The sequence below is a fragment of the Ramlibacter sp. genome, assembly GCF_035554825.1.
Lineage (GTDB): Bacteria > Pseudomonadota > Gammaproteobacteria > Burkholderiales > Burkholderiaceae_C > Ramlibacter.
In genome coordinates, this window is sequence record NZ_DATMHS010000129.1 from 1 (window position 1) to 11,048 (window position 11,048).

11 protein-coding genes and 1 pseudogene are annotated in these 11,048 nt (G+C 72.0%); 7 read left to right on the plus strand and 5 right to left on the minus strand.

Annotated features, from left to right (window positions below; translation table 11 throughout):
* From VNT59_RS15670 to ubiD, 7 genes are all read left to right on the plus strand, one after another.
* Positions 1–664: U32 family peptidase (locus VNT59_RS15670; protein WP_325499722.1), on the plus strand; the 664-nt coding region annotated here is incomplete at its 5' end.
* Positions 665–675: 11 nt separating this feature from the next.
* On the plus strand, positions 676–1,572 hold the full coding sequence (locus VNT59_RS15675; RefSeq protein WP_325499724.1) for a U32 family peptidase: 897 nt from the start codon (positions 676–678) through the stop codon (positions 1,570–1,572).
* 13 nt (positions 1,573–1,585) lie between these two features.
* Positions 1,586–2,203: a PAQR family membrane homeostasis protein TrhA gene (gene trhA / locus VNT59_RS15680; RefSeq protein ID WP_325499726.1), complete on the plus strand. Its 618-nt coding sequence runs from the start codon at positions 1,586–1,588 to the stop codon at positions 2,201–2,203.
* 24 nt (positions 2,204–2,227) lie between these two features.
* Positions 2,228–2,731 (plus strand): ubiquinone anaerobic biosynthesis accessory factor UbiT, encoded by a 504-nt coding sequence (gene ubiT / locus VNT59_RS15685; protein WP_325499728.1) that lies wholly within the window; start codon positions 2,228–2,230, stop codon positions 2,729–2,731.
* Positions 2,728–3,153 carry a putative zinc-binding protein gene (locus tag VNT59_RS15690; RefSeq protein ID WP_325499730.1) on the plus strand — a complete coding sequence of 142 codons (426 nt, stop codon included), beginning with the start codon at positions 2,728–2,730 and terminating at the stop codon, positions 3,151–3,153. Before ubiT ends, VNT59_RS15690 begins: the two co-directional genes overlap by 4 nt.
* A complete protein-coding gene (locus VNT59_RS15695) occupies positions 3,150–3,749 on the plus strand; it encodes a UbiX family flavin prenyltransferase (protein WP_325499732.1) in 600 nt (199 codons plus the stop codon). Before VNT59_RS15690 ends, VNT59_RS15695 begins: the two co-directional genes overlap by 4 nt.
* Complete coding sequence (gene ubiD / locus VNT59_RS15700; protein WP_325499734.1) at positions 3,746–5,233, plus strand: 4-hydroxy-3-polyprenylbenzoate decarboxylase; 1,488 nt, start codon at positions 3,746–3,748, stop codon at positions 5,231–5,233. Before VNT59_RS15695 ends, ubiD begins: the two co-directional genes overlap by 4 nt.
* 238 nt (positions 5,234–5,471) lie before the next feature.
* Here ubiD and VNT59_RS15705 read toward each other — a convergent pair whose 3' ends face one another.
* From VNT59_RS15705 to VNT59_RS15725, 5 genes and pseudogenes are all read right to left on the minus strand, one after another.
* On the minus strand, positions 5,472–7,391 hold the full coding sequence (locus tag VNT59_RS15705) for an FAD-binding oxidoreductase (protein ID WP_325499736.1): 1,920 nt from the start codon (positions 7,389–7,391) through the stop codon (positions 5,472–5,474).
* Positions 7,388–8,833 (minus strand): cbb3-type cytochrome c oxidase subunit I, encoded by a 1,446-nt coding sequence (locus VNT59_RS15710; RefSeq protein WP_325499738.1) that lies wholly within the window; start codon positions 8,831–8,833, stop codon positions 7,388–7,390. The genes VNT59_RS15705 and VNT59_RS15710 overlap by 4 nt, the downstream gene beginning before the upstream one ends.
* Entirely contained in the window at positions 8,830–9,327 is a 498-nt protein-coding gene (locus VNT59_RS15715) for a hypothetical protein (protein WP_325499740.1), read from the minus strand. The genes VNT59_RS15710 and VNT59_RS15715 overlap by 4 nt, the downstream gene beginning before the upstream one ends.
* Entirely contained in the window at positions 9,324–10,811 is a 1,488-nt protein-coding gene (locus VNT59_RS15720) for a cytochrome b N-terminal domain-containing protein (RefSeq protein WP_325499742.1), read from the minus strand. Before VNT59_RS15720 ends, VNT59_RS15715 begins: the two co-directional genes overlap by 4 nt.
* Positions 10,812–10,823: 12 nt before the next feature.
* Positions 10,824–11,048 (minus strand): annotated as a pseudogene (locus VNT59_RS15725) (SCO family protein); the annotation flags it as partial.

Consider the following 11,048-nt stretch of genomic DNA (forward strand, 5'->3'; position numbering starts at 1 on the left):
GCACCTGTCGGTGCAGGGCTCGGCGACCAACTACGACGCGATCAACTTCTACCGCGAGCAGTTCGGGATCGTGCGCGCGGTGCTGCCGCGGGTGCTGTCGCTGCAGCAGGTGGAACAGCTGATCCAGAAGACGACGGTGGAATGCGAGGTGTTCGGCTTCGGCAGCCTGTGCGTCATGGTCGAGGGCCGCTGCCAGCTGTCCTCCTACGTCACCGGCGAATCGCCCAACACCCATGGTGTGTGCTCGCCGGCCAAGGCCGTGCGCTGGCAGGAAACGCCCACCGGCCTGGAGTCGCGCCTGAACGGCGTGCTGATCGACCGCTACGCGCACGGCGAGAACGCCGGCTACCCGACGCTGTGCAAGGGCCGCTTCGACGTCGGCGCCGAGCAGAGCTATTACGCGATCGAGGAGCCGACCAGCCTCAACACGCTGGAGTTGCTGCCGCAGCTGTTCAAGATCGGCGTCAAGGCCATCAAGATCGAGGGCCGCCAGCGCAGCCCGGCCTACGTGGCCCAGGTCACCAAGGTGTGGCGCGAGGCGATCGACAGCTGCCGCGCCAATCCGCATCGCTACGCGCCCAAGCGCGCCTGGATGGCCGGCCTGGACCAGGTGGCCGAGGGCCAGCAGCACACGCTGGGCGCCTACCACCGGCCCTGGAAGTAGGAACTGTCCCCATGAAACTCTCCCTCGGGCCGCTGCTGTACTACTGGCCGCGCAACACCGTCTTCCGCTTCTACGAGAGCGTCGCCGCCACGCCGATCGACATCGTCTGCATCGGCGAGGCGGTCTGTTCGCGGCGCCATGAACTGCGCCTGGCCGACTGGCTCGAGATCGCGCGCCAGCTGAAACAGGCCGGCAAGGAAGTGGTGCTGTCGACGCAGGTGCTGCTCGAATCGGGCAGCGACGTGGCCACCATGCACAAGGTCGCCGGCAACGGCGAGTTCCTGGTCGAGGCCAACGACATGGGCGCGGTGCACCGGCTCGCCGGCAAGTCGCCGTTCGTCGCCGGCCCGCACCTGAACATCTACAACCAGCCGACGCTGCAGTGGCTGGCGTCGCTCGGCGCGAGGCGCTGGGTCATGCCGCTGGAGATGAAGCGCGACGACCTCGCGCTGCTGCAGCGCGAGCGGCCGGCCGGCCTGCAGACCGAAGTGTTCTCCTACGGCCGGATGCCGCTGGCGTTCTCGGCGCGCTGCTTCACGGCGCGGCACCACAACCTGCCCAAGGACGACTGCCGATTCAAGTGCATGGACGATCCGGACGGCCTGACGCTCCAGACCCGCGAAGGCGAGCAGTTCCTGGTGCTCAACGGCATCCAGACCCAGTCGGCGCGCGTGTACAACCTGATCGACCAGCTCGGCGCGATGCGCGACATCGGCGTCGACGTGGCGCGGCTCAGCCCGCAGGCGCACGGCATGGACCAGGTGATCGCGCTGTTCGATGCCGCGCGGCGGCAGGCGATCGCACCGGCGCAGGCGCTGGCCGGCCTGCAGCCGCTGATGCCGGCGGCCGGCTGCAACGGCTACTGGCACGGGCAGGCGGGGCTGGAACAGGCTGCCGCCACGGCCTAGGCGCCGTCCGGGCATGTACTACGGCGAGCGGTTCAACAGCATCAGTCATCTGGTGGGCGCGGGGCTCGCCGCGGCCGGCAGCGCGGCGCTGGTGGTCCTCGCGGCGCGCCTGGGCGATCCGTGGAAGATCGTCAGCTTCAGCATCTACGGCGCGATGCTGGTCGCCGTGTACGTCTTTTCCACGCTCTATCACAGCGTGCGCGGGCGGGCCAAGGACGTCCTGCGCAAGTTCGACCACTGCAGCATCTACCTGCTGATCGCCGGCAGCTACACGCCGTTCTCGCTGGTGTCGCTCCGGGGCGCCTGGGGCTGGTCGCTGCTGGGCGTGGTCTGGGGCCTGGCGCTGCTGGGCATCGCGCAGGAACTCTGGCTGGCGCGCGGCGCCCGCCTGCTCTCGATGGCGATCTACCTCCTGATGGGATGGCTGGCGCTGGCGGCCGTGTGGCCGCTGTGGCAGGCGCTGCAGGCGCAGGGTTTCGCCTGGCTGCTGGCCGGCGGCGCGCTGTACACCATCGGCATCGTTTTCTATGTGGCCGACCGCCGGTGGCGGCACGGCCACGGCATCTGGCATCTGTTCGTGATGGGCGGCAGCAGCTGCCACTTCCTGGCGGTGCTGCTTCACGTCGCCTGAAGGGCACAATCGAGGGAGAGCTCCATGACACCATCCTCCGCTTCCCACCTGGTGCCGCAGCCGCTGGGCGCGCTGCTGGCGCGGCTGCCGGCCTATCCCGGCTCGGTGATGCTCGTCACCGCGCTCAACATCGGCCTGGCGGACCAGCTGCCGCTGGACGTGCGGCAGCTGCTGGCCGGCAAGAAGCTGCGCATCCACGTGCGCGACGCGCACCTCACCTTCGACTTCACCTGGTCCGGCAACGGCTTCGCGGCCCGCGCGGGCGGCGGTACGGCCGACCTGACGATCGCGGCGAGCGCGTATGACTTCCTGCAGCTGGCCCAGCGGCGGGAGGATCCCGACACGCTGTTCTTCAGCCGGCGGCTGTCGATGGAGGGCGACACCGAGCTGGGACTGGTGGTGAAGAACGCGCTCGACGCGATGGAGCTGCCGGTGCTGGAATGGGAGCGCTGGGCGCCGCACCGCGTGCTGGCCCGCATCATGCCCGGCGCGCGCGGCGGCGCCAGCGGACCGGGCCGGCCGGAATGAACCGGCGCCGCGACCCGGTCCTGCCGCTGGTGTATTCGTGCTCCGGCTGTTCCAGCGCGGCGCAGCTGGCGAACCACGTGGCGCTGCAGCTGGACCGGCGCGGCGTCGCCGAGATGTCCTGCATCGCCGGCGTCGGCGGCGACGTGCCGTCGCTGGTCAGGCTGGCCCGCTCGGGGCGGCCGATCGTCGCGCTGGACGGCTGCCAGCTGGCGTGCGTGAAGAGCACCCTGGCGCGGCACGGGATCGAGCCGCAGCGCCACTACCAGTTGCACCAGTACGGCGTGCGCAAGCGGCTGCACGAGGAATTCGACCGCGAGCAGGCCGCCGAGCTGCTGGAGCGGGTCGCGGCCGATGTCACCGTCACCCTGCCGCCGGGGCGGCGCGGCGACAGCCAGTGCGCGCCGGCGCCGCTCGCCCAATGAGCGGCGGCGCGACCCCGCGGCGGATCGTCGTCGCCGTCTCGGGCGCCACCGGCGCCGTGTACGGCGCCCGCCTGTTGCAGGTGCTGCGCGGCGCCGCCGACGTCGAGACCCATCTGGTCGTGTCCGACGCCGGCTGGCGCAACCTGCGGCTGGAGCTGGGCCTGGAGCGCGCCGACGTCGCCGCGCTCGCGCACCAGGTGCACGAGGTCGGCAATGTCGGCGCGGCCATCGCCAGCGGCTCGTTCCGCTGCGCCGGCATGGTGGTCGCGCCATGCTCGATGCGCACGCTGGCCGCCGTGGCCAACGGGCTGGGCGACAACCTGATCACGCGCGCCGCCGACGTGATGCTCAAGGAGCGGCGCCGGCTGGTGCTGATGGTGCGCGAGACGCCGCTGAACCTGGCCCACCTGCGCAACATGGTCGCCGTGACCGAGATGGGCGCGATCGTGGCGCCGCCGCTGCCGGCGTTCTACCTGCGGCCGCAGACGGTGCAGGACGTGATCGACGGCAGCGTCGCGCGCGTGCTGGACCTGCTGGACGTGCCGCACGACCTGTCGGCGCGCTGGAGCGTGGCCGCGGGCGAGGCGAAGTCATGACCTACCGCGACCTGCGGGACTTCATCGGGCAGCTGGAGCAGGCCGGCGAGCTGAAACGGGTGCGCGAGCCGGTCTCGCCGCACCTGGAGATGACGGCGCTGTGCGACCGCGTGCTGCGCGCCGGCGGCCCGGCCATCCTGTTCGAGCGGCCCGCCGGCCACGGCATGCCGGTGCTCGGCAACCTGTTCGGCACCACGCAGCGCGTCGCCCGCGCGATGGGCGTGAGCGACCTGCGCGAGCTACGCCGGTTCGGCGAAGCGCTGGCCACGCTCAAGGAGCCGGCGCCGCCCAGGGGGCTGAAGGATGTGATGGGGATGGGCGGCAGCCTGCTCAAGACCCTGTGGAACATGGCGCCGCGCGAAGTGCGCACGCCGGCCTGCCAGGAAGTGGTGCTGGAGGGCGACGACGTCGACCTCGGGCGGCTGCCGGTGCAGTACTGCTGGCCGGGCGACGCGGCGCCGCTGATCACGTGGGGGCTGGTCATCACGCGCGGGCCCAACAAGGCGCGGCAGAACCTGGGCATCTACCGCCAGCAGGTGATCGGGCGCAACCAGGTGATCATGCGCTGGCTGGCGCATCGCGGCGGCGCGCTCGACTTCCGCGAGCACTGCATGGCCAATCCGGGTGAGCCCTATCCAGTCGCCGTGGCGCTGGGCGCCGATCCGGCGACGCTGGTGGGTGCCGTGACGCCGGTGCCCGACAGCATGTCCGAATACCAGTTCGCCGGCCTGCTGCGTGGCGCCAAGACCGAGGTCGCGCCGGCGCTGGGCAGCGCGCTGAGCGTGCCGGCCACGGCCGAGATCGTGCTCGAGGGCCACATTCAGCCCGACGCCGCTCATCCGAGCGGCTGGCAGCACGCGCTGGAAGGCCCGTTCGGCGACCACACCGGCTACTACAACGAACAGGCCGAGTTCCCGGTGTTCACGATCGAGCGCATCACCATGCGGCGCGATCCGATCTACCACTCCACCTACACCGGCAAGCCGCCGGACGAGCCGGCGGTGCTGGGGATGGCGCTGAACGAGGTGTTCGTGCCGCTGCTGCAGCGGCAATTCCCCGAGATCGTCGACTTCTACCTGCCGCCCGAGGGCTGCAGCTACCGGATGGCGCTGGTGCGCATGCGCAAGGCGTATCCCGGGCATGCACGCCGGATCATGATGGGCGTGTGGAGCCACCTGCGGCAGTTCATGTACACGAAGTTCATCGTGGTGGTGGACGAGGACGTCGACGTGCGCGACTGGCGCGAGGTGATCTGGGCCATGACCACGCGGATGGACCCGGCGCGCGACACCATGCTGGTGGAGAACACGCCGATCGACTACCTCGACTTCGCTTCGCCGGTCAGCGGCCTGGGCAGCAAGATGGGCCTGGACGCCACCAGCAAGTGGCCGGGCGAGACCCAGCGCGAATGGGGCCGCCCGATCACGATGGACGCCGCGGTGACCGCGCGCGTCGAAGGCATCCTGGCGTCGCTGGGACTCTGAACACGGACAGCCCAACGCAACAGCCGGACCCAACAGCCGAACCCGACAGCCGAACCCAACAGCCGAACGCAACAGCCGAACGCAGAGGTCGCAAAGGTACGCAGAGAACGCAGAAGAATTCAGCAAGGGATGGAAGAGGCTGCGTCTTCTTCATCTTCATCCCGTTCTTCGGTTTCTTCTGCGTCTTCTGCGCTCCTTCGCGTCCTCTGCGTTCGGCTGTTGGGTTGGCGTCCGGCTGTCACGCCCCGGCCAGTCGCGGCCCGGCAGCAGGCAGGAAGGCATCCGAGAAGCACGCCCCTTCGCCCAGCCCGTGCGCGACGAACGCCGGCACCGCGGTTTCGACCATCTTCAACGAGCCGCAGACGTAGACCTCGAAACCGGTCAGGTCGCCGTGATCGGCCAGCATCGCCTCGTGCACCAGCCCCGTGCGGCCGTCCCAGTGGTCCTCGGGACGCGGCTCGGAGAGCACCGGCACCACCTCGAAGTTCGGATGCTCGCGCTGCCATTGCCGCGCCAGCGCCAGCAGGTACAGGTCCGAGCGCCGGCGCACGCCCCAGTACAGGCGCATCGGCCGCTGCACGCCGCGCTGGAAGGCGTCTTCCAGGATGCTCTTGACCGGCGCGAACCCGGTCGCGCCGGCGACGAACAGGAGCGGCTTGCCGCTCTTGCGCAGCGTGAAGGTGCCCAGCGGGCCCTCGAACTGCAGCGTGTCGCCCACCTTCAGGCCGTCGAAGACATGGCCGGTGAAGCGGCCGCCCGGAATCCGCCGCACGTGCAATTCGATGCGCTGCGCCTGGTGCGGCGGATTGGCGAACGAGAACGCGCGCCGCTGGCCGTCCGCCAGCACGATGTTGATGTACTGGCCGGCGGCGAACGCCAGGCGCTCGCCGGGGGGCAGTTCGATCAGCACGCGCATCACGTCCGGCGCGAGCCGCTCCAGCGCCACCACCTGGCCGCTGCGCAGCGCGAGCTCGGTCCCGGCGGCGGCGACCAGTCCCTCGACCTCGATCACCACGTCCTCCAGCGGCATCGCGCAGCACAGGAGGGCCTTGCCCTGGGCCTGCAGGCTGTCCGGCAGGGCCGCGCGCTGGTACGGCCGGTGCTCGACCCGCCCGTGCTCCACGCTGCACAGGCACTTGCCGCAGCCGCCGCTGCGGCATTCGTAGGGCAGCGCCAGCCCCTCGCGCAGGCCGGCCTCCAGCAAGGTCTCGCCGGCCCGCACGTGCAGCTCGCGCGCCGGACCGCGCTCGCCGTGCACCACCAGCAGGTGCTCGGCCGCCTCCCGCCGGCGCCGCCGCGGCGGCCACAGCGGCACCAGCAGCAGCAGCGCGGTGCCGGCGCCGAGCAGCGCCCACACCCGGCCCAGCGGCCATTCGTTGATCAGCGGAAAGACCGGCAGGTAGAACCAGTCGAGCTGGACGCCGGCGACGGCCGACCCCAGATCGGCCGGGCCGCCCTGGCTCGTGACGGGACGGGCGACGGCGAGCACCGCCAGCACCGCCAGCAGTCCGATGACGATGGGCCGCGGCGGCGTGGTGCGCGCCTTGGGCACCCGCTGCACGTGCACCCACAGCAGCAGCAGCAGGAACAGCGGCAGGCCGATGTGCATGAACGACAGCAGCGAGAAGAAGCGGTCGCCGACGCTGTCGCGGTGGATGAAGTTGCGCATCAGCGTGCCGCCGAAGCTGGGCAGCCAGTCGAGCCATTCGAAGGCGCCGACGATGACGAACTGGGCAAGCCGGTCCCAGGGCAGCATGTAGCCGTTGATGCCGCACGCGTACAGCAGCCAGATGATGGCCACGCCGGTGGTCCACGAGAACCAGCGAAAGCCCCGGAAGCGGTCGAACGCGAAATGCCGCAGCAGGTGCACGGTCATGGTGACGACCATGGCGTCGGACGCGTAGCGGTGCGCGCTGCGCAGCAGGCCGCCGGCGAACCACTGCCCGTGGGTGAGCGCCGCGACCGACGAATAGGCTTCGGCGACGCCGGTCTCGAAGAAGGCGTACAGATACAGGCCGCTGGCCGCCACCACCCAGAACAGGAAGAAGCTCATCGCGCCCAGGTGGTACAGCGGGTTCATGCGGTCGCCGAAGGCGCGGTTGAAGAGCGCCTCCAGGTGCATGAAGCACCACTGCAGCAGGGCCTGGAGCCGCTTCATGACGCGGCGGCCGTTTCCGCGGCGGCAGCGCGGCGCGGCCGCATCGCCCGCAGCGCGACGACCACGAACGCCAGGCCGCCGACGATGGCGATCGCGCCGCCCAGGCCCATCAGGCCCATGCCCGCGATCTCGGCCGGGCTGCGCAGCACCTGCTCGGCGCCGGCCACCTTGCGCTGCACGCCGTAGCCGCCGGACCAGACCAGGCCGGTGATGTGCAGCAGCTGGCCGCCGGCGTACAGCCAGGGCTGCGCATTGGCCAGGCGGCCCTCGGCGGGCCGGTAGCCGAGCGCCGGCAGCAGCCGGTACACCACGCCCATCAGCGCCAGGGTGACGCCGACGATGCAGCCGTGGTAGTGGGCCGGGATGCGCACGTTGCTGCCGGTGATGAAGATGCCGATCGCCCCGCCGGCGGCGAACAGCAGCACCGACGCGACGAGCGCGGCTCGCACCGGCCGCAGCACCGCGGTCGGCGGCGGCGCGCCGCGCAGGGCGAAGACCACGGCCAATCCGATCGGCAGCAGCGCCACGCCGCCACCCAGGCGCATCGCCCAGGTGAGCATGGCCCGGTGCTCCACCGACGCGACGTCGTAGGCCAGGTAGGCCACGGGCGTGACGAACACGCTGGCCAGCGCCAGCGCGAACATCAGCACCGCGACGCGCGGGCTCAGGGGCACGGTGCCGCCGCATTCGCCGGCGAGCCACAGCCACGCCACCAGCATCAGCAGCGTCCAGGTGAATTGCAGCGCGTGGCCGCCGCCCCAGAACAGGATCTCGTAATAGGCCTTGCCGGCCAACGTCGCCGGCACCGCCGCCCACGACCAGGCGAATGCCAGCAGCGCGACGGCGGTCGCCACCGCTGCCGCATTGAGACCGAAGCGCAGCGCGCCGCGGCCGTCGAAGTGCAGCCCGAGCCGCGGCGCGTTGCGCAGCGTGCGCAGCACCAGCAGCGCCACGCCGGCGGCGAACAGCAGCAGGCCGGCCAGGAAGGCCGGGCCGGCGAGCACGGGGATGTAGTTGGCCATGATCGGCTCGGCGTGGCCGAGGAAGGGCGAGAGCGCCATCGCCAGCGCACCCAGCCCCGTCAGGGCCAGTGCCGCCCAGCCCTGCCGCAGGCGCTGGCCGCTGTCGTCGAGGCTCCACAACAGGCCGGCCAGCGCCACGAACCAGACCAGCACCGACAGGTCGACGTGCACCACCAGCGCAACGTGGAACAGGTCGTTCAGCGGCAGCAGGCGGTTGATGCCTGGAGTGCGCGAGAACACCAGCAGGACCGAGAACAGGCCCGAGCCGATCAGGGCAGCCAGCCCGAGCCAGAGCCAGCCGCGCGCCAGCAGCAGCCGCGCGCCGGCGGGCACGTGCAGCCGGTAGTCGGCATCGCTGCGCGTGGCCGGCAGGCGCCAGCCGGCCGCGCCCGGGATCGTGGCCTGGGGCAAGGCGCTCATGACAGGGTGATTCCTTTCTGCGGGTCGAAGTCGATGACCAGCACCTGGGCGGGCTTGAGCGTCACCGTGGCCTCGCGGGCGTGCGTGAACGCGCCGCCGGACCGGTCCTTCAGGCGCACCGCGATGCGGTGCTCGCCGGCGGCGACCTGCACGCGGTGGTAGACGGCCGACGCGCCGTCGCGCGACAGGCCGGCCGGCGCGGCCACCTGGCGGTACACCGTCGCGCCGTCGAGATCGAGCTCGATGGTGACCGGCGAGCGTTCGCGCTCGCACTTCATCGGGGCGCGCATGTTCGGCGGCAGCTTGGCCAGCTCCGCCGGCGTGAACGGGCGGCATTGGGCGACGCGCTCGCCGTGATGGATGAAGCTGACTTTCAGCAGCGCCTGGCCGGGCGGCAGCGGATGGTAAGTTGGCCAGTGCGAGAACAGGCCGATCACCAGCGCGAAGAGGCCGTACAGGAGCGCCTGGCCGAGCCAGGTGGCGGCGCGGCTCATGCCGCGGCTCCCGCTGCATGGCGCAGGCTGGCGAGCGCCGCGGCGACCCGCGCTTCTTCGCCGGCATCGGCCCAGGCCGTGGTCCAGCGCCCGGGCGGCACGCTGCGGCGCAGGTGCGGCTCACGCGCGCCGGCCAGGCGCTGCGCCGTCCAGCGCTGCCCGAGCCGGAATTCGCAGCCGCCGGCGCGGCAGCCGCCGACCACCACGCTGGCCGCCCCCTGGCGCAGCGCGAAGTCGACGAACGAAGGCGGCAGCATGCCGGCGCAGGGCAGGCTCAGCGTCAGCACGTCCGGCGCGGCAAGCGCGTGGGCCCGGGCTGCGTGGTCGCAGCCGAACACGACGTGGCGGCGGCCGGCGGCCAGCCCGTCGCCGAGCTGGCGCCGCAGCGCGTCCAGCGGCGACTGCGGCAGGTCGATGCCGGTCGCCAGCGTCGCCCGGACGCGAAACGGCGTGCCCGAGGGACAGGCGCCGACGCAGACCGCGCACCCGGCGCACAGCGCCGCATCGACCTGGGCCAGCTGCAGGCCACGCCGGCCGTTCGGGTGCGGCACCATGGCGATCGCGCCGTAGGGGCAGTCGTCGGCGCAGCGGCGGCAGCCGTTGCAATGCGCCGGGTCGACCACGGCGGCGGGGACCGGGGCGCGCCGTGCCAGGAAGGGCAGCGCGGCGAGGCCGGCCAGCAGGGCCGCCGCGCCGATCCACGCCGCCGTGGCGGAGGTGGCATCGGCCAGCGGGTGCAGGAACAGCAGCCACCAGTCGAGCGCCAGCGCCCGCGGCATGGTCGCGAGGTCCGCCGGTCCCTGGCTGCGCACCGGCAGCAGCCAGGCGAGCGCGGCCAGCGCCGCCGCCGTGCCCAGCGCCAGCGGCAGGCGCGGCCACACGGCCGGCCGGCTGAGGCGTTGCAGGTGGAACCACAGGCCGAACAGCAGCAGCAAGGGCAGGCCCAGGTGGACGAACACCAGCAGCGAGAACAGGCGGTCGCCGACGCCGCCGAGGAAGTTGCGCGCCAGCGGCGAGCCGAGCCAGGGCAGGGCGTCCAGCCACTCGGCGCTGGCCACGGCGGAGAACTGCCCCAGCCGGTCCCAGTTCAGCCAGAAGCCGACGATGCCGGCCGCGAGCGCCAGCGGCAGCAGCGGCACGCCCGTCAGCCAGGAGAACCAGCGGAAGCCCCGGAAGCGCCCGAGCAGCCATTCGCGGGCCAGGTGCGCCAGCGTCACCAGCATGAACGCGTCGGCGGCATAGCGGTGCAGCCCGCGCAGCAGGCTGCCGGCGCTGCCGCGCGCGCGCGACAGCGATTCGATCGAGCGGTAGGCACCGTCGGCCGAGGTGTCGAGCAGTACGTACAGCACCGCGCCCGTGGCGGCCAGCAGGCCGAGCAGGCCGATCGCCAGGGCGCCGAGCTGCTTGAGCGGATTGGCCGTGCCGCCGAACGCGGCATCGAAGAGGTGTTCGGCCTGGCGGTAGCCGCCGGTGAGGGACTGCATGTGGCGGGCGCTTCAGGCGGTGGAGGTGCGGCGGCGCGCGCGCCGCTGCTGGCGCCACTCGTTGAACATGTAGCCGCCCAGGGCGAGGATGAACGTGAGGCCGCCGGCCAGTTCCCAGGCAAGGCTGTAGTCGACGCGGTAGCTGCCGGTGGCCGGATCGTAGACGGTGCACAGCAGGCGCACCTGGTCGATCAGGTCGGCCAGCGGCGTGCTCGGCGACAGCGGCGCCCCAGCAGC

What these genes read in the sequence shown, in the direction of transcription:
- VNT59_RS15675 (WP_325499724.1), top strand. Translation starts at nt 676, where the DNA reads ATGAAACTCTCCCTCGGGCCGCTGCTGTACTACTGGCCGCGCAACACC.
- trhA (WP_325499726.1), top strand. Translation starts at nt 1,586, where the DNA reads ATGTACTACGGCGAGCGGTTCAACAGCATCAGTCATCTGGTGGGCGCG.
- ubiT (WP_325499728.1), top strand. Translation starts at nt 2,228, where the DNA reads ATGACACCATCCTCCGCTTCCCACCTGGTGCCGCAGCCGCTGGGCGCG.
- VNT59_RS15690 (WP_325499730.1), top strand. Translation starts at nt 2,728, where the DNA reads ATGAACCGGCGCCGCGACCCGGTCCTGCCGCTGGTGTATTCGTGCTCC.
- VNT59_RS15695 (WP_325499732.1), top strand. Translation starts at nt 3,150, where the DNA reads ATGAGCGGCGGCGCGACCCCGCGGCGGATCGTCGTCGCCGTCTCGGGC.
- ubiD (WP_325499734.1), top strand. Translation starts at nt 3,746, where the DNA reads ATGACCTACCGCGACCTGCGGGACTTCATCGGGCAGCTGGAGCAGGCC.
- VNT59_RS15705 (WP_325499736.1), bottom strand. Translation starts at nt 7,391, where the DNA reads ATGAAGCGGCTCCAGGCCCTGCTGCAGTGGTGCTTCATGCACCTGGAG.
- VNT59_RS15710 (WP_325499738.1), bottom strand. Translation starts at nt 8,833, where the DNA reads ATGAGCGCCTTGCCCCAGGCCACGATCCCGGGCGCGGCCGGCTGGCGC.
- VNT59_RS15715 (WP_325499740.1), bottom strand. Translation starts at nt 9,327, where the DNA reads ATGAGCCGCGCCGCCACCTGGCTCGGCCAGGCGCTCCTGTACGGCCTC.
- VNT59_RS15720 (WP_325499742.1), bottom strand. Translation starts at nt 10,811, where the DNA reads ATGCAGTCCCTCACCGGCGGCTACCGCCAGGCCGAACACCTCTTCGAT.